This is a genomic window from Marinobacter sp. MIT932201, assembly GCF_047123295.1.
GTDB classification, from domain to species: Bacteria; Pseudomonadota; Gammaproteobacteria; order Pseudomonadales; family Oleiphilaceae; genus Marinobacter; species Marinobacter salsuginis.
Genome location: NZ_CP138917.1, coordinates 1,322,877 through 1,341,178, shown reverse-complemented (window position 1 = coordinate 1,341,178; position 18,302 = coordinate 1,322,877). Strand labels below are relative to the sequence as shown.

Annotated in this window: 16 protein-coding genes; 2 read left to right on the top strand and 14 right to left on the bottom strand. The window is 55.3% G+C overall.

What is annotated here, in order from left to right; all coding sequences use genetic code 11:
• Positions 1 to 42 precede the first annotated feature (42 nt).
• The 7 genes from SIC15_RS06130 to SIC15_RS06100 form a co-directional block, all read right to left on the bottom strand.
• A complete protein-coding gene (locus SIC15_RS06130) occupies positions 43 to 846 on the bottom strand; it encodes an alpha/beta fold hydrolase (protein ID WP_412537265.1) in 804 nt (267 codons plus the stop codon).
• Between the two features lie 4 nt (positions 847 to 850).
• The gene (locus SIC15_RS06125) at positions 851 to 1,267 is read right to left on the bottom strand and encodes a PaaI family thioesterase (RefSeq protein WP_136631801.1); all 417 of its coding nucleotides are present in this window, start codon (positions 1,265 to 1,267) and stop codon (positions 851 to 853) included.
• Positions 1,264 to 2,913, bottom strand: a complete 1,650-nt coding sequence (locus SIC15_RS06120; RefSeq protein ID WP_412537264.1) for an AMP-binding protein — start codon at positions 2,911 to 2,913, stop codon at positions 1,264 to 1,266. The genes SIC15_RS06125 and SIC15_RS06120 overlap by 4 nt, the downstream gene beginning before the upstream one ends.
• A 173-nt stretch (positions 2,914 to 3,086) precedes the next feature.
• Positions 3,087 to 4,148: a proline racemase family protein gene (locus tag SIC15_RS06115; protein WP_412537263.1), complete on the bottom strand. Its 1,062-nt coding sequence runs from the start codon at positions 4,146 to 4,148 to the stop codon at positions 3,087 to 3,089.
• On the bottom strand, positions 4,148 to 5,290 hold the full coding sequence (locus SIC15_RS06110) for a zinc-binding dehydrogenase (protein WP_412537262.1): 1,143 nt from the start codon (positions 5,288 to 5,290) through the stop codon (positions 4,148 to 4,150). The genes SIC15_RS06115 and SIC15_RS06110 overlap by 1 nt, the downstream gene beginning before the upstream one ends.
• 100 nt (positions 5,291 to 5,390) lie before the next feature.
• On the bottom strand, positions 5,391 to 6,494 hold the full coding sequence (locus tag SIC15_RS06105) for an AI-2E family transporter (protein ID WP_069184238.1): 1,104 nt from the start codon (positions 6,492 to 6,494) through the stop codon (positions 5,391 to 5,393).
• A gap of 141 nt (positions 6,495 to 6,635) precedes the next feature.
• On the bottom strand, positions 6,636 to 7,334 hold the full coding sequence (locus SIC15_RS06100) for a DUF3592 domain-containing protein (protein ID WP_069184237.1): 699 nt from the start codon (positions 7,332 to 7,334) through the stop codon (positions 6,636 to 6,638).
• Positions 7,335 to 7,546: 212 nt separating this feature from the next.
• Here SIC15_RS06100 and SIC15_RS06095 point away from each other — a divergent pair, with 212 nt between their 5' ends.
• Together SIC15_RS06095 and SIC15_RS06090 are read left to right on the top strand one after the other, a co-directional pair.
• Positions 7,547 to 8,416: a formylglycine-generating enzyme family protein gene (locus tag SIC15_RS06095; protein ID WP_069184236.1), complete on the top strand. Its 870-nt coding sequence runs from the start codon at positions 7,547 to 7,549 to the stop codon at positions 8,414 to 8,416.
• 250 nt (positions 8,417 to 8,666) lie between these two features.
• Positions 8,667 to 9,554 (top strand): formylglycine-generating enzyme family protein, encoded by an 888-nt coding sequence (locus SIC15_RS06090; protein ID WP_069184235.1) that lies wholly within the window; start codon positions 8,667 to 8,669, stop codon positions 9,552 to 9,554.
• Positions 9,555 to 9,821: 267 nt separating this feature from the next.
• Here the strand turns inward: SIC15_RS06090 and SIC15_RS06085 are convergent, their stop codons facing one another.
• From SIC15_RS06085 to SIC15_RS06055, 7 genes are all read right to left on the bottom strand, one after another.
• Complete coding sequence (locus SIC15_RS06085; RefSeq protein ID WP_069184234.1) at positions 9,822 to 10,781, bottom strand: formylglycine-generating enzyme family protein; 960 nt, start codon at positions 10,779 to 10,781, stop codon at positions 9,822 to 9,824.
• 13 nt (positions 10,782 to 10,794) lie between these two features.
• Positions 10,795 to 12,912, bottom strand: coding sequence for a LysM peptidoglycan-binding domain-containing protein (locus tag SIC15_RS06080; protein WP_069184233.1), 2,118 nt, complete (start codon positions 12,910 to 12,912; stop codon positions 10,795 to 10,797).
• Positions 12,912 to 13,706, bottom strand: a complete 795-nt coding sequence (locus tag SIC15_RS06075; RefSeq protein WP_069184232.1) for a DUF4123 domain-containing protein — start codon at positions 13,704 to 13,706, stop codon at positions 12,912 to 12,914. The genes SIC15_RS06080 and SIC15_RS06075 overlap by 1 nt, the downstream gene beginning before the upstream one ends.
• Complete coding sequence (locus SIC15_RS06070; RefSeq protein ID WP_069184231.1) at positions 13,703 to 15,823, bottom strand: type VI secretion system Vgr family protein; 2,121 nt, start codon at positions 15,821 to 15,823, stop codon at positions 13,703 to 13,705. Before SIC15_RS06070 ends, SIC15_RS06075 begins: the two co-directional genes overlap by 4 nt.
• 132 nt (positions 15,824 to 15,955) lie before the next feature.
• Positions 15,956 to 16,288: a hypothetical protein gene (locus tag SIC15_RS06065; RefSeq protein ID WP_069184230.1), complete on the bottom strand. Its 333-nt coding sequence runs from the start codon at positions 16,286 to 16,288 to the stop codon at positions 15,956 to 15,958.
• Positions 16,289 to 16,291: 3 nt separating this feature from the next.
• Positions 16,292 to 17,179, bottom strand: a complete 888-nt coding sequence (gene mmsB, locus SIC15_RS06060; protein ID WP_069184229.1) for a 3-hydroxyisobutyrate dehydrogenase — start codon at positions 17,177 to 17,179, stop codon at positions 16,292 to 16,294.
• A 27-nt stretch (positions 17,180 to 17,206) separates the two neighbouring features.
• A complete protein-coding gene (locus SIC15_RS06055) occupies positions 17,207 to 18,277 on the bottom strand; it encodes an enoyl-CoA hydratase/isomerase family protein (RefSeq protein WP_069184228.1) in 1,071 nt (356 codons plus the stop codon).
• Positions 18,278 to 18,302: the final 25 nt, after the last annotated feature.

Below are 18,302 nucleotides of genomic sequence, written 5' to 3'. Positions count from 1 at the left end.
CTGTTTACCAGATTAGATTGACGTATACGTAAACGTCAACACTTAATTGCAGTTTTTAAGTACACTCTCGCTACGCAAAAAGTCGTATAGAAGGTCTACTACCTGGTCCTGCTTTTCCAGGTGCGGAGAATGCCCCGCATCCTCCAGAATCACGCCGTGGGCGCTCTCCCCGATGCCAGCAACGATATCTGTAACCTGCTCAGGCACGCCGTATTCGTCGTTCTCCCCTTGAATGATCATAGCCGGACATTCGATCGCTGCCAGCCAGCGACGGAAATCCATCGCTGACTGAAAGCCCTCATCGCGCCAGACTGTCTGCCAGGCGTTGAAAAGGTCGTCGGTCCGGTCGCCATGATAGCGTGCCAAACGCTCCCGGATATCGGTCTCCCGATAACGAACAGCCATCTCCTCGATGCCGGCAAGGGTAAGGTGATCCGCATAGATATGCGCAGCCATGGTTATCAGAGCCTTCACGCGGTCACCCATGGTACCGGCCGTCACGAGAGCAATGGATCCACCATCACTGTGCCCTACCAGCACGATATCCTGAATTGCGAGCTTGTCCAGCAACCTGGGCAACCACCGATGACCGGCAACTTCCAGGTAATCATACGGGCGAGGTAGCTCTTCGTCAGACGAGTGGCCATAACCCTGACGATTGTAGATCAGTGCGTCGCAGCCGGTGGCTTTGGCCAGTTTTTCCGGGAACTTCCGCCACAGGGCAATGCTACCGAGGGATTCATGCAGAAAAACCAGCACTGGCCCTTTCGACTCCTCATGCTGGATTCGCCTGACCTCCAGCTCCACACCGTCACCGACCGGCACCATCGTATCTCGAATCTGCATGGCGCTACCGGTTTGGAGGAATTGAATAGGTCATGGTGGAGTGAGCAACCGGCTCTTCGGCACCTTCCGAGTAAACGAACACTTCGCCCACTCCCATGGTGCGGCCGACTTTCAACATGGTGGCCCGAGCCCAGATGGGCTGATGGGCTACCGGCTTGCGGAGAAAGTTGATGTTCAGGTTGGTGGTCACCGCCAGGGGAACCAGGCCAATCTTGCTCAACAGCGCCGCATAAAGGGTGACGTCCGCCAGCCCCATCATGGCCGGCCCGGAGACGGTTCCCCCGGGCCTGAGGTGCTCCTCATCCACTTCCAGCTTCATCTCTGCCCAGCCATCCCCGAGCTTCTGAAGGGTGCCGTAAGCGGCCCCCTGCGGAAACTGCTCGTCGAGGAAGGCCTGCAGCTCTTCAAACGTAATGATCATGCGCCGATTTCTTCCTTGGCCTGATTACGCAGAACGAACCGCTGGATTTTGCCACTGGGCGTCTTGGGCAGCTCATCAACAAACTCGATTTCCCGGGGGAAGGCGTGGGTAGAGAGTCTGCGACGCACCAGTTCCTGAAGCTCATCTTTCAGCGCCTGCTCGTCTCCGACGGCATAATCGCCCTTTATCACCACATAGGCCTTGATGATGGAACCGCGCTTCTCATCGGGCTTGCCGACAACACCTGACTCCGCCACAGCGGCGTGCTCCAGCAAGGTGCTTTCCACGTCGGCGGGGCCCACGCGGTAGCCGGCGGTGGTGATGATGTCATCGTCCCGGCCGCTGAAGGAGAAGTTGCCATTGCCGTGATTGATGACCATATCGCCGGTGAGGTAATAACCGTTCACGAACGGATCTTTCTCACCCCAGGTGTAGCCGTCGAAATGGAAGAGCGGGGAGGCCTTCACGTCGACAGCCAGCTGCCCGACTTCGCCCTCGCCCACAACTTCGTTCTTCTCATTCAGCGCAACTACCTTGTGGCCCGGGGAGGCATAGCCCATGGAACCTTCGCGGACCGGATGCGCAAGGCCGTGGAAGTTGCAACAGGTCATGCCGGTTTCGGTCTGGCCGTAGTGGTCTTTCACGGGGCAGAAGTGGCGGTTGCGAATCCAGTTCACCACTTCCGGGTTAAGAGGTTCACCGGCACTGCTGGCAACACGCAAACCCAGGTTTTCGCCTTCCGGCAGAACGTGATCGTTGGCCTTGAGCAGGCGGTAAGCCGTAGGCGCCGCTGCCAGGTTGGTGATCTTGTATTTGCGGATCATGTCGTAGGTGGATTCCGGCGTGAAACCGCCCGGGTTGAAATGGGTCGCGTGGCCCATCAGCAGGGGCCCTACCACCGCGTAGTAAAGACCGTAGGCCCAGCCAGGATCGGCCACGTTCCAGAACTTGTCGCCGTCCTGCAGATCAATGGCATACTTCATGTAGACGTAGAACGCCAGCAGTGCTTTGGCGGGAACCGCGACGCCCTTGGATTTACCGACGGTTCCGGAGGTGAACATCTGAAGGAACGGATCGTCGCCCTTGATCATGACCGGCTCAAACTCGCTGGACTGGGCGGCCAGAGTTTGTTCGAAATCGGGAATGTCCGCACCAATCTCACTGGCGTTGACGCCAACAACTGGCGGGCACACCTTGACGTCGTTCAGCTTGGGGTAGTTTTCAGGGTTCGTCACTACCAGTTTGGTACTGGCTCGTTCAAAACGGTATTCGATGGCCCCGGAACCGAAGGCAGTGAACAGTGGCTGATACACGGCGCCGGCACGCAGGGTTCCGGCGATAACGATCAGCAGCTCAGGCGTGCGCGGCAGGAGTGCAGCCACCCGGTCGCCCTTCCCGATGCCTTTGGATTTCAGATAATTGGCAAAACGCGCGGAGGCCTCTTTCAGTTCGGCGAAAGTCAGGGAGCCGTCACCGCCATCCTCGGTTTCGTAGTAAAGGGCAACGCGACTGGGATCATCCGCCCACTTGTCGCAGATTTCGTGACATACGTTGAGCCCGCTATCCAGACGTCCATCCAGGATGTCCGCTTCCAGAGCAGCAGGATCGAAGTTGTTGTAAACGTCGGTATATTCCGGAAGGCTCATTCTCAACTCCTGTTGTTTTTATCATTGAAAGCACGGGTCAAGGTTTAGCACAGGCTTCACTTTACGTAAAGGTAAACTTTAGACCAAAAAGGAAGAAATCTGCGTGGTTTTATGAGGTGGAAAACCGGGCGCAGCTGGCATGCCGCGCCCGGGAAAGAGCTCCCGAGCGGACCTCAGGATTGAGGGGGAAATTTTTCGGAATGGCGGCTAGACAGGATATGGTGGAGGGATCCGCACTCAACCATTGGGTCGTCACAGTTCACCACAATGTCGGAGCGGGCAATGACATAACCCTTGCCGGTGATGCTGTTCTTGATTACCTGGTATTCGCCCTCTTCTTCGACGGCGGTAAATTCACCGATAAAACCGGTCTCTCTCAGGGAAACGGTTTCGAGCTTGTCGCCCGGCTTAATGTTGCCTTCGTAGTTCATCAAAGCCAGGCGGGCGGAGGTGCCAGTGCCGGTGGTGCTCCGGCAAATCACACCGGGATGCACATAGGTTGCAGACCGGGAGCGATAATAGCCTTCGGCCACATGCTCTACGGGCCCCATGAAGTGAAGGAACGGCAGCGGCCCTACGTCCCCAAGGGTGTAATGAGAAAAGCCCCGTTCGGCCTGAATGGCCTCAACAATGGCATGGGCGGTTTCCGACAGCTTGCGCTCTTCGTCCAGGGTCAGATCAAAGCCCAGACTGGACGCATCCACCAGCGCATAAAAGCCACCGCTGTAGGCCACGCTGTAGGTAATCTCACCCAACGAGGGCACGTCGATGCTGGCCTTGTAGGTGTGAATATAACTGGGCAACCCTTCACAGGTGATGGCTTCCACCACGCCGTCCTGTACGGTCGCCTCGATCTGAACCAGGCCAGCAGGAGATTCCAGGAGAAAGTTCTGTTTGCCTTCCTGTTTCGGCACGATACCTGATTCCAACACTGCGGTGGCCGTGCAGATGGTGTTGGAGCCGGAGTAAATCGGGTAACCCATGACTTCCATGATGATGTAACCGGCGGCCGCTCGGGGATCTGTTGGCGGCACCAGCAAATCCACGGACATTTCGGGCACGCCATATGGCTCTTCCAACAAAAGCCGACGCAGGCCATCGGCATCATCGCGCAGGTATTCCATCTGCGCACGAACCGTATCGCCGGGCAATTGATCGATGCCACCGGTCACGATCCGGCTGACATCACCGCCGGCATGGGTATCCATCAACTGAATGGTTAGCTCGGGTTTCATCAGGCACTCTCCAGTGACCAGGGTTGGCCGTGTTCTTCCCATTGTGAGTCGGGAACGATCACGATCTTGCCGAGATAATTGCTACCCCGGTTCACAAAGTATTCTTCTGCCCGATGCAGATCAGAGAGCCTGAAGGCACCGTGCAAAACCGGTTTCAGTTGCCCTTCCCGGATCCAGGCCATCAACTGTTCGGCCTCCTCCCGGGTGCCGTGGGATACCCCGAAGATCTGTACCTGGTAGAGGTAGATCCGGGTCCACAGAATTTCGCTGATATTGCCGCCGCTGGCGCCAGCAATACTGAGTCGCGGATAGGTGCTGCGGGCGTTCATATCAAAGATCATGGTGTCGATGAAGACATCGGTCATCTCACCGCCGACCAGATCCATCACCGCATCAATGGGTTTGCCGCCGGTTTCCGCTTTCACCCGATCCACGAAGCTGTCCATATCCGAGCGATCCAGCACCGCCTCGGCACCCAGTTCCAGCAGCGCCGCCGCCTTGTCCTGTTTGCTGAGGGCATAGGGAATAGCCCCCATGATCCGGCACAGCTGGATCAGCGCGGTGCCAACTCCACCGCTGGCACCCGTGACCAAAACCCGTTCCCCGGCCTTGATATTGGCCGAGGTAAGCATGTGCATGGCGGTCTGATAGGAACACATGCCCATGGACGCCACTTCGGCATCTGAGAGTTCGGCATTGGGTATGTGATAAAACTGGTCCGACGGGAGCGCTACATATTCCGCATAGCCGCCGTCGGCGCCGTGACCAAAGTAATCGGGCGTGAGGTTGATGTCCCGCCGATCATTGGCGTAGATGTTGAAATCCAGCAGGCCCCGTTCACCGATTCGGGACTCATCCACTTCTTCGCCAACGGCCGCGACACGCCCAGCGATATCCGCCCCCTGAATCCGGGGAAACGTCAGCGTGGGCTTACCGCCCATCTGAAAGGATGTCATTTCGCCTTTTTTGGTGGGATAAAGCCCTTCCCGCGCCTTGCGATCGGTGTTGTTCTTCGCCGTGGCTGTGACCCGGACAAGCACCTCTCCCGGCCCGGGAGCAGGAACAGACACGTCCTGATACTCCAGTTTATCCACATCACCGTGACCGGTAAGAACCATGGCTTTCATGGTGTTCGGGATCATGGGCTGACGATCCTCCCTGTTTGCTGAATTTCGGGTATTCAGAGAGGATAGGTGAGTTTACCGGGCGTGTCAGTGCGTGTTGCGGGTATCCATTACCAGACTACCTCGCAATCACTTTATAGACTGGTCGCAGCTTGGGAATCTGCTTGAGAACCACCTGAATCACGGTCATCAAAGGCACTGCCAGAAGCACACCCACCGGCCCCCAGAGCCAGCCCCAGAAGAAGATCGAGACGAAGATGATCACCGGATTGATCGCCATACGAAAGCCGTGAATCCAGGGTTCGATAAAGAACCCGACCAGCGTGGTCAGGCCGAGGAACCCCAGCGGCGCAATGGCCATCATCCAGAATTCATCTAGGCTGATGGCAGAGACAATCGTCAACATAGAGATAGAGAGAATAACGCCCAGATAGGGAATAAACCGGGCAAGCCCGGCGACCAGCCCCCACACAGCTGGATCCGGCAGCCCGACGGCCCAGCAGATCAGGCCTGTTGTGGTGCCGACGGCCAGATTACTCAGGCCGAGAACGCCCAGGTACTGGGCAATCTGATGCTGGGAATCATGGGTAATCCGAAGCACGGTTTTCCGCTGATCAATAGGCAACTGACGGACAAAGTTCTTGATCAGACGATCACCGCTCACCAACAAGAAATAGGTCAATGCCAGCGCCAATGCCAGGCCAGCGATGCCATTTCGAGCCTTGGTCATCAACTGGCTGCGCCAGGAGTCCGTTTGCAGTACCACCGCCGTTGGCTGTTGCTGTTCTGACTCTGAGAGCTCCTCCACCGACTTTTCAACTTGCTCAGCGGATTCGGTAACCCTGGCGATCTGGCGACTGATTTCACTTTCACCTACCAGCAAGCGCGAGATGCCCTGCGGGACCTCTTCCGCCCACTTCAGCGCCGGAGTTGCCACGGCCAGAGTTATGCCAACGATTCCGGCCAGTACCAATAGGACCAGAACCAGGGAACTGATCATCCGGGGAATCCGCCACTTAACGTAAGCCTTCTTGACCAGAGGCGAGAGTAGCAGGCTCGTCATCACCGCGAGAATGATGGGCAGGACGATCTGGTGAGCGACGTACAGGGTGTACAGGATGCCCAGGCCGAATAGCCCGTAGATCGGCGTGGCAAGATCTGATGAAATCAGCGGGCGCCTGTTCTCGCCAACCGGTTCCCTATCTGTGGATTGGTCGTCCATGGTGAAGCCTGTATACCGTGGAAAAAAGCTGGCCTGGTAAATCCAGGCCAGCGTTAAAGACGGTCAGTCTACATTCACCATTGACCGGGCGCACCCAAGAGAGAGTTACGTGAGGTTCACATGAGTCGTATTTCAGCGCAATTAGCTCGCCATCTTCGGCAAAAAGGAGGTATCCACCCAGTACCGCTTGGGGTTCGTGGGGTTGATGTAAACGGGAATGGACTCGCTCTGGATATGGTCAGAGGGATCGAACCAGAGGTTGCCACTCCTGAAGACATGGACATCGGAAGTGACCGGATTTTGCCACTGGCAGACGATCTGATAGGGGCTATTGCCGTTCATGACGATCATCTGGTTCTTTTCGACACCCTGAAACATTCCCTGAACCCGTTGCCCGGTTTTGCGAAGTTTGGCAGCCCCACTGTTCCTGACAGCCGGCACAACAAACATACCGGCTCCAACCATAAAGAAAACGCCTCCCAAACCGCCTACGATCAGGGTTACTCCCCACAGCGAAAAGAAACCGTCGATTCTTGCAGACTCAGCATTGCCGGGCATGAACAACACACGAACCGTCTCTCCGCGACTATAACTCGGAGGGTTGCTCCCGCTGGATGAGAGGAACTCTGTGAGCCTGCCTTTTTCGTCTTCAAAACGGACGAGAGGATAGTAGGCATTGGAATCACTGGATCGTGATCGAATCAGGTCGGTTACAACACCCGGTTTGGCTGTCGCGGTTTCAAGAAACGTGGAAGTGCTCTGGAAAGAGAAAAAGGCGCCGACAAGCATGCCGACACCCACGAGTGCAAAAATCACCCGCAGCGTATTGAAGGTTTTCATATCAGTTCCTTTGAAGTTTGCTTCCTTATTTCGAAAACACCCTGTTTTCGAACGTCGAAATTATACTTGATTCAACAGGGCTTGGAAGTCATGAGATGAGACGCGGTTCCGCCAATGGGCACAAACTGTCTCTCTGGTAATTCTGTTGCTTCAAGCAAGTTGATAGAATGCTGCTAACACATGGAGTGTTAACCCCATTGCACGGAGCAAGCATGCGTTACCTCGTTTTTTCTTCACTTGTTGTCACCTCTGCCCTTTCCGGATGCAGCCTCTATTACGAATCCCAGGCAAAAGACATGGTTCAGCGCCAGATGGACGCCATGGTTTTTGTCGAAGGTGGGGAGTTTATGATGGGGAATCCCGGGGGGTGGAGTGTTCGTAGCGACACCATCCCGGCTCATCGTGTCATCGTTGATGATTTTTATATTCAGAAATACGAAGTGACACAAGGGGATTTCGAGTTGTTCATGGATGTGACTAACTACAAACACTCGAACAACTCTTATGAAATTCTCAGGGAAAAACATCCAGAACGTTTCCAGCCGAACCTACCAGCGGTGGTGTCGTGGACGGATGCATCGGAGTTTTGCAGGTGGCTGGGGTCTCAAACTGATACGAGTATTCAACTTCCAACCGAGGCGCAGTGGGAATATGCGGCCCGAAGCGGAGGGAAAATGTTGCGCTATGCAACAGAAAACGGAAATGCGGAAGAAGGCATAACCATGGCGCCACGCCCATCTCAGTATCGAGAGCAGAAAAAAACGCTCCCAAAGCCGCCAGGAACCTTCCCGGCGAACCCACTTGGCCTTTACGACATGTCGGGCAATGCCGCTGAATGGGTGAGCGATTATTATCGCGCCGATTACTATGAGCGCTCCCCGATCAATAACCCAGAGGGACCCGAGACTCCAATCATAGAAAGCTGGAGCAACGAGCCATTCCGAGTCCTCCGAGGCGGCGATTTTAGAGATTTCTCTGGCAACACAACCGTCACAAGGCGCAAAGCCATAGAGCGGGTAACAAACGAATCCACTGGCTTTCGTTGTTCCTTCTCAAAAAGTTTAACTTCCGAACATGCTTGAATTGTTGACTTCCCGGCTGCCCGCGTCTTTTTCGCTGGTAGCCACCTGATCCGGAAGCTCAGACTGCAGTATTGCCTTGAGTAATCGTAGCCTACATTCACGATCACACTGATTGGCTTCGAAAGTCAGGAGATGAGTTTCGATCCTTCCAGTGCACACAAACCATCTCTTCGGTCATTCTGTTGCTTCAAGTAAGATTGATAGAATCTGCGAAACACATGGAGTGTTAATCCCATTGCACGGAGCAAACATGCGTTGCCTCGTTTTTTCCTCTCTTGTTGTCACTTCTGCCCTCTCCGGCTGTAGCCCGTATTACGAATCTCAGGCAAAAGACTTAGTCCAACGTCAGATGGACGCCATGGTTTTTGTCAAAGGTGGGGAGTTTATGATGGGGAACCCCGGGGGGTGGAGTGTTCGTAGCGATACCATTCCAGCACATCGTGTCATCGTTGATGATTTTTATATTCAGAAATACGAGGTTTCCCAGGAGGATTTTGAGCTGTTCATGGCGGTTACGGGATATGAACCCTCGGACAGCCGTTATAAAGATATGAAAGATGAAATGCCGGAGCGTTTCGACAACGTATTACCAGCGGTCACTTCATGGGTTGATTCAAATGCTTTCTGCCTTTGGTTGGGCAAACATACCGGTAAAGAAGTCCGACTGCCCACGGAGGCCGAGTGGGAATATGCTGCACGCGCCCAGGGCCAAATGCTTCCGTATGCCACCGAAAATGGAGAGGCAATTGAGAATGTCTCGATGGCAGCTAAGACTGAATCAAGCCGCTACTCTGTCCCCTCTGAGAAAGCCTCACTACCAAACCCTCCAGGCGTATTTCCACCGAATGCTCTAGGCTTGTATGACATGTCCGGCAACGTTGGCGAATGGGTTGGCGACAAATACTCGGATGATTATTATCAGAGATCTCCAATCGATAACCCTAAAGGGCCTGCAGTGGGTCAAATAGACATCTTTGAAGGGCTTTCCTACCGGGTCCTTCGAGGGGGCCACTACGAGGAGTTTGAAGGGAACACAACCGTAACTCGTCGTAAGGGATCTGAGACACTGGCGGCCAAAAGCCGCGGATTTCGATGTTCTTGGGTAGGGTCAGTTTCTTCAAAATCGCGCCACCCTTGAAACGAATTTACTTTTTCGGTGACAGCTCGAATTTTCGCATCTTGGTCGTTCCAAACCTCAGGTATAAGCCACCAATCGTAGAGAATATTATCTAGGACTATGCCCTTTACCTCAGGCGGTGAGCAGGAAAAATGAACCTTCTCTCGATTGGAAATCACTTAACACTTTTACTGCAAGCTCCGCTCCTTCGATTTCGCGCTTTCTGCCAACGTAAAAATCATCGACAAAATGAATGATGCTATCTATTGCTTCGATTCCTGCCCTTCCCTAGTTTATCGGCTCAGGATGATTTACGACGCAGCGAAAGCCCGTTCCTGAGGCCGATACAGGCACACCCGCCCGCATAAACACTGTCCCTGCTCCCCCCATGCTATCTCCGTGACCTCCCCAATCCCTTACGGTTTTTTCTGGCCTGTCTGGATTAGCCGGCTTCTCGGGCCCACTGGGGTTATCTCTGGGAGCTTGCTCGTAGTAATCCTCCTGAAACCAATCCTGAGTCCACTCAGCGACATTCCCAGTCATGTCGTAGAGGCCCAGGGAATTTGGGGGATAACTGCCAACCGGTCGGCGCTCAAATTTAAGTGAAGAATGGATCAAAGTGTTGCCGGAGGGAGGAATAGACGGGTCCACGTACTCTGTAGGGCGCCGCAAATACGGATCTTTTTGCACTTCACCGGAGTCTGTCGCGTAGGGTACCTCACGCCCTCGGCTTCTCGCCGCGTACTCCCATTGCGCCTCAGTCGGTAGTGCAAAAGGCAACCCAGTCTCCTGAGCTAACCAATCACAATAACCTTCGGCCTCTCCATAATTGGGCACTCTGGCAGGCTTGTTTCGGAAGTAAGGTGACAAACGATCGTTAGTTGGCGAGGTTACATATCGTTGTTTGAACGGTGACGCCTCATATTGAGAAAGCCGCCCCGTAGCTTCGTAATACACCCTCATTTGGCCCCAAGTAGTTTCGTAGCGTGAGATTGAATAGCTATCGACCTTTACCTCAATTACCGGCCGACTATGATCGACCAAAGTCACGTACGCAGATCCATCGGGGCGACCCACGTCTCCAAGCTCAAATTCACCGCCTTCAACAAAAACCTGATTCTCGACAGCTTTTCCCACAATACGGGATACAGAGCTATCACCATCAGCACCACCAAGACCACCACATGCCACCAAGAAAGTCGGCATTATCGTCAGACCAATCACCTTCAACCGTTCAGTTCTCAACATCCACTAAGTTTCCTTAACCAATCCTACAAATACGACAAACATTAAACGGATCCATTCTTACCGGTCTGTCAGCGACGGCCACCTGGTCCTTCAAGCCTCGAATGAAGAGATGCTGATCCGATTTATTCTTGCCTATGAAGTCAAACAGTCGGTCGAGGTTATTTTCGAACTCTTCCAGCCGGGCTAAGCCTTCCGGATTCATTCGTAACACCGTTTCCTCAAAATCACGCCATCCCTGAAACGATTTCAGAATCAAATTCACGGCTTGAATTTTAATATCGTCATCACTCCAGATATCGGGCGTTAGCCACCAGTCGTAAAGGATATTGTCCAGAATTACGCCTTTGACCTCAGGCGGAGAATGCAGAAAGACCGAACTATCTTTAACTGTAATGTCTTGAACTACATTCTCAGCAATTTCTCTGCCCTGTTGTTCTCGATGGCGGTCAACAAACACGGCATGAATATAATCTACAACCCCATCCACCAAAGTGTCCGCAAATCCTTGGGCCACTTCTAATGCCGTAAGCCCCCGAGCCAGAGCGAACAAGCTCATACGCCGATACCAATCAAAAGCTTCTGTATCGCGATCGAAAAGCTCAAGATACCGAAAATCGACATCCATCAGAGCGTTATAAACGAAGTGAAGCATCCGCAATATTTTCTGAGTTTCGATCTCCAACAAGAAACTCCCCGACGCACCAGCACCGAATACTAGCCCCGCGTGAACATTGATATAAAACTTTCCAGTGACGCGACTGAATTCCAACCGAACGTTAAGCTCAGCACCTCCACCTAATGCACCTTCAACTTTCTGCCCAATGACACAAAGCCTGTCCCACTCTCTCTCCTCGGTTAACACATCCTTCCAGCGCAACTCACCAGAAACCTCACAACCACCACGAACCCCGGCAAACACACCCGCGTCCATGCCAGCCCCTTGTCCATGCTTTCGGGCGGCAATACCCTTGAGTTTGGGAAGGCCATCGCTGGTGGACACCTCAACGTTGGCAGCCACGAGCGCAGAGGCGCCGGCAAACCCGGTCAGCAAGGCATTAATCGCGGCCTGAAAATGCCCCAGCGATGCAACTCTTCGCTCGCCATCCCAGCCGCCAACACGGTATGGAATCCTGATTTCCGAACGGTTATTCACCGGAAACGCCTGCTCAACACCAACCTTGCCCTGGGCCAGCGCATACTGCGCTTCCGCTTTCGCCTGGAAATGCACTTTTCCCTTGCGCGGATCAAATTCGCCCGAGGCCATTGCGCCGGCAGCAAAGCGCATGAACTGTGCCTCGGCAGAGGCATCAAACCCCGTTTCATCGACCGCTTCCCGCCTGGCTTCCGCGTCTCCCCAGATGGACCAGGATGCCTCATCGTAAAACTTGTTCAACGTCGTCATAAGCGCGCCATTCTTATCCGGCTCCCAGAGGGTTGCGTTGAACTTGATGTTAAGTTCGCTTCGGATAGCATCTCGTAGCTTCGCCGGATCAACGCCTTTCTCGGTTAGCCAACCCTTGCTGCGCTCCGCGTCTCGCGATGCCATCGAATACCGGCGAGGGTGGTTCGCGATCTTGTCGGAGCGCACGAAAGTGACGTGTTTGTTGCCAGCCAACCGCTTTATCTCAGTAATCGGTGGGATGGATTGCATGTCGGTGGTCAGGACTGAGCGTGCCTCAAGCTCGTTTATCAGCCGCTCTTTTTCCTTCTGTACTTCCGATAGCAACTGCCCTTCGCCTTCGGTCGCGCCCAATTCGGAGTCCGTCTCGCCTGGATCGAGCCCGTCAAGCTTCCCGTAGAATTCAGTGATGGGACCACAAACGAATTCCTCTTCTTCGACCCACTCCGCCAGTTCTGCCTCGGTCAGAAGAATGAGTTCGTCAGACCCGGTTACATGAACAACTTCCACGATTTCTTCGGAACAGGAGGGCTCCTGAGCAACAGAACCCACTTCGCAGTTGGAGAATTTCTCCTCATTCGCTGCCGGCAGCTTGAGCGGTTGTCCCGGGAAGATTCGATCCGGGTTCTCAATTTCAGGATTCAGCCGCATGAGGTTGCTGAGGGTCGTTTGATGCCGTTGTGCAATCGCGCTGAGGGTGTCGCCGGAGCGAACAGTATATTCAGAATTCATCAGGCAACTCCGTATGCCAAATGGTTATCCACTGCTTTCAGACGTGCGCCGGTAGAGAGCCCAGGATCAGACAGGATGGCTTGAATTTCGGCAAGCTTGATCCGCTCCCCGTGAACCACGGCCAGCTCGGCGTAACGGCTCACATCCTTTTCGGTTTGAAATCCCAGTGCGGTTGCCTCACCGATCCATTGCTCCAACCGTGCCCGATCCTTTGTATCGAGGAACCGGCAAAGCTTATCGACGAATTCCTCCCTGGCACTCCGTGCCAGCGACGCCACATGAGTTTCAGTAAGCAGAAACCAGCCCTCATCGCTGGCTTTTCTGGCGGATTGGGAACCGTCTGAATCGAATCTGGATAGCTCTCCGTTCGACTGGAAGGCCAGCCACTCCCTGATTGGACCGCTGAAGAGAGCACGGTCCTGCTCGTTCAATGCAGACATGAGCCGCGTAAGCTGCTTCGGAGCGTAATACCGCAAATGGGAAAAGCCCTCATCCGGCATTTGCACACTGAGCAAACTCCGCAAATGCCCTGCGACAACGGCGAGGCTGTCATTGGAGACGAGGATAATGGCTTTATCCTGCCACTCCGATTGGGCTCGCCAAAGCTGTGTGTACTCGGAGGGCTTGACCAGGCAAGGGGTTACCTCCAAAGCCGCTTCATGTGGTGTGCCCAGGAACAGATACTCCAGTTCGGGCTGATCATCATGCTTGTAAATGAAGCGCGGTGCATGAAACAACGCACCGTCGAAAAGAAGGTAGGCTTTAGCCCTGGTTGCTTCATCCAGCCCTATCATGCGGTCGCCCCCTCACATGAACAGGATGAGAGGGCGCAGGAACCATCCGGCTTGCGCCCGCACTGCTTGACCAGTGCAACATCGTTTCTGGCCGCTGTTTTTAGGGCCTGCACCGAACTTGGGCTAGGCCCCGCCAAAGCTCGAGTGTCGGTCTCCGCTAGCTGTGCCGGCTCATTGGTATCAAAAGCTTCACTAAGGTTGGCCGGAAGGGCCGGGGCTTGCGCTGAAACCCCACTCCCACTCCCTGGCCCACCACCGGAATTCATACGCACCGAAGGCCCGGAAACAGTGACACCGCTCGGATCCAGCTTCAGAAAGCTGCCACCGGCCTTGAGCGTGAGCTCGGCGCCTGCTTCAATCACGACTTTCATGCCCGCCTTGTGGTGAATCTCGGTGCCGGCTTCAACGAGCTGATTTTTGCCCTGCTTGCTGTGAAGACTGCCACCGACCGATAGGCTGTAATCGCTTCCGACCGATTCTCGCTGTTCGCCATCGACCGCTCGGTGCGCATTGCCTTTTACATGGCAAAAATCATGATTCTCCACGGTTCGGTGACTGTCATTCCTGATCACCTCGGTTCGGTTGTTTTCCGTCAGCAGGTCCAGGTCTTTCTGGGCGTGAACGTAGATCTGTTCCTGGCCCGCCTCATCCTCAAACCGCAGTTCGTTGCTGCCCTCGCCTTTGTGGGTTTTGGTTTTAAGGGTGGTGCGGGTTTTGTGCTCCGGCAGCCCATAGGGTGGCGTGTTGGAGATGTGATGGGTTCGCCCGGTGATGATGGGCTGGTCCGGGTCGCCATCCAGGAAGGAGACAATCACTTCGTGGCCGATTCGTGGCAAGGCCATGAAGCCATACTGCCCGCCGGCCCAGCCCTGACTGACTCGGAGCCAGGCGCTGCTGTGCTCATCATTCTTTGAATATCGATCCCAGGGAAAGCGCACTTTCACCCGACCATATTCGTCGCAGTGGATCTCCTCGCCTTCCGGGCCGGTAACAATCGCGATTTGCGGGCCGTCCATAAGAGGACGGTGGGCCCTCTGCGGTATCCAGGTCAGATCGGCCGGTATTGCATTGAACTGGTTGTGGTAAGTGGTGGGTTCGCTGCCTCCCTCTTCTTCCAACGCCTGGGGCTGAGAACCAGTATGAGTAACTTCGGTTAGCAGCCATTCCCGGTTCAAGCCGGCGCTGTCATGTTCTTTCAGTTCAACCTTGGCGCCGACGCTGAAGTCCGGGCGATTGCTCTCACCGGATGCGGTACTGGCATCATTACGCAGAGACTGAAGTCTGGCTTCGGTAAACGGCTGGCCACTGGCATCGGCCTTGAAGCGGCCGGGGTAATCGTAGTGCTGGTAGTCTTCCCGGTGCTTCAGGTCGCCGGAAGCATGCTGATGCATCAGACCATAGGCGGGATTCTTAAAGGTATAATCCTTCATGGCCACAGAGGCCACCCGCACCCGCTCTTCATATCGAAATCGGTACACGACCGGGCGCCTGCTGCTGCCGCCGGCTTTGGCGTTATATTCTGCCGGCTCAAGCTTCGGTGCATCGCCATGATGGTCGGCGATTATAAGCGCCGGCTGTGTTTCTGCGTCCACGCTCCCGTGTTCATACCTGTAATGCCAACCCTCTTCAGCCGCAAGGCGTTCGAGGAAGGCCAGGTCGCTTTCTCGATGCTGAACACAATACTCCCGCTGCTCTGGAGCGCGTTTCAGATCGAAAACCGAGTCGATAATGCCGCGCTCTTCCAGCAAAGTTCGCGCGATGGCCTCGGTACTTTGGGTCTGAAAGATCCGGCTATTGTGCATCAGGCCCAGGCGCCAGAGCGGCGGCTGGATGATTAGTTCATAGCGGGTTCGCCGATGACCGGCATCGCCCCGAACGAATTCGTTGACCACACCGGTGAAGCGCCTGAGCGGCTCGCCATCCTGCCAGACCACAAGATCCACCGGTTGCTCAAGAATTTCCGCGGCCTGAATTGACGGATCGGTGCTGGCCAGCTCAAGCCGACCGTAAAAAACCTCGGACAGGCGTTCGGTCAGGGTAAAGCCAACAAGTGAAAAAATATCAGAGGGGAGACCGCCAACACGGACGGTGAACTGCAATCCATTTGCCTGGGGCATGTCTTCAATCCTTTGAAGTCATCAATCCGGATGATTCTGCTACAGAAACTGCACTATCCCTGGCAGCTCTTCCATCGTAGCGGGTGAAACATTAACAGCGTATTCGCGGTTATTCAACGAAAAGACCAAACGTTACTTACTCGCCTCCTGAAGCGAACGATACCATTCGGCGTAAGGCGTGTTCTCGATCTTGCATTGGGTGTAGTCCGGTTCGCCATCAGACCACCAAACCGGCCCGCGCTCACCCAGGGCGCGCTTGGCCTGATCCACCTGTTGCCGAGCCTCACGCTCCTGACTCTCATCGCGGGACGCTCTCGCATCGCGCACCTTCCGGCGAGCAGACATCAGGCGCTTGACCTGGTCCCGATACACCTGCTCCGGAAGATCGGGATTCGAACAACGCCACAGGCGCCCCTTTACCACAAGGTAGCGCCCGTCCGGCGTTTTGATCGTGTCCTTACCCAATCTTTATTCAGGCTTGTAAAGCCGCTGGATGCTGGAGAAATCCAGGCTGCCATTACCCTGCCCGGCGTGCAGCTGGAACAGGTTACGGGCCAGAGAGCCCATGGGAATAGAGGCCTGGTTCTTCACAGCGTTGTCGAAGGCCAAACCCAGATCCTTGGTCATCAGGTTCACCAGGAAACCGCCTTCGTAGTTACGGGACGCGGGTACACCTTCCATCACTCCCGGCCAGGGGTTATAGACGTTCAACGCCCAGTTGCCACCGGAGCTCTGCTTCATGATTTCCGACAGCACCGCCGGATCCAGACCGTTCTTCACGCCGAGCGCCAACGCCTCGCTGGTGCCAGACATGAGAATGGCCAACAGCATGTTGTTGCAGATCTTGGCCACCTGGCCAGAACCGTGATCACCGGCGTGGAAAATGTTCTTGCCCATGGCATCGAGAATCGGCTTGGCCTTGTTGAAGGCCTCTTCCGAACCGCCACAAATGAACGTCAGGGTACCGGCCTTGGCACCGCCAACGCCGCCAGAGACTGGCGCATCGAGGAATGGAATGTCCTTGGCACGTGCCACTTCGGCAACGCCCCGGGCTGTTTCCGGTGCGATGGTGGAAGAATCGATGACCAGGGTGCCGGCCGGCAGTTTTGCCAGCAGACCATCGTCCCCCAGGTATACCGCTTCCACATGCTGGCCGGCCGGCAGCATGGTGATGACGCACTCTGCGCCGTTGGCTGCTTCGTGGGCGGTGTCTGCCGTTTTCGCGCCCTCGGACACCAGGGCGGCAACAGCGTCTTTGGACAGATCGAATACGGTGACCTCGTGGCCCGCTTTCACGAGGTTGCTGGCCATGGGGCCGCCCATATTACCGAGGCCGATGAAGGTAATTTTTGCCATGCCTTTTCTCCTTGTTCTTGTAATAGATCAGCTAAAAAAGTCGTCGATCCACGCACTATCCATTTCCGCAAGAGACGCATAGCGCCAGCGGGGCTGCTGATCCTTGTCGATCAGAAGCGCGCGGATACCTTCGGCGAATTCGCCCTTGGTGAGGCACTTGGTGGAAAGTACCAGTTCCTTGTCGAGCACCTCTTTCAGGCTGTTGTGTTTGCAACCGTGCAGGTGCCGCCAGACCAGAGCCAGAGATGTGGGTGACGCACTCGCCAGGGAGCGGGTTGCTTTTGCCACCCATCCGTCGCCTCCGGACAGTTCTTTCAACTGGCTAACCGTTGCTTCCAGGGAGTCCGCATCGGTTACCCGGTTGATCTCATCGAAATGCGTACGAACCGGTGATTCCGGCATGGCGTCGGCACTCTCACGCTCGAATTGACGGAGCACGCTGCCAACCACGGCATGGGGATCGTCGCCCTGCCAGTCACGCTTGCAGAGTTCAGCAACAACATCGGCCTTCAGATCATGCCGGATGAAGCGATCCGCCAGCCCCGTGAAAACTGCATCGGCACCGTTGAGACGGGCGCCGGTCAGCCCCAGAAACAGGCCTGTGCGGCCGGGGGTCCGGTTAAGGAACCAGCCGGCGGCGACATCGGGGTATAGGCCGATAGTGATCTCGGGCATGGCGAGTTTCGAGCCTTCGGTTACCACCCGGTGGGAAGCGCCCTCCATAATGCCCATGCCGCCACCCATCACGATGCCATGTCCCCAGCATACGATCGGTTTCTGGAAAGTATGGATCAGGTAATCCAGCTCATATTCCTCATTGAAGAACGCCTCGCCCTCGCTCGCACCCTGCGGCTCAGTCATGCTGCGATACAGCGCGACGATGTCTCCACCGGCGCAGAACGCCTTGTCGCCTTCAGATTCCAACCAGACAGCCTGGATTGCAGGATCTTCCGCCCAGCGCTTCAGTTGCGGCGTCAGTAACCGGATCATCTCCAGAGACAGCGAGTTCAGCGCCTTCGGCGTATTCAATCGGGCCACGGCGATCAGCGTGCCGTCGCCCGTTTTCCATTCTTCAAAGACAATGGGTTGATCACTCATAACAGGTCCTTGAGCCAGCCTTTTC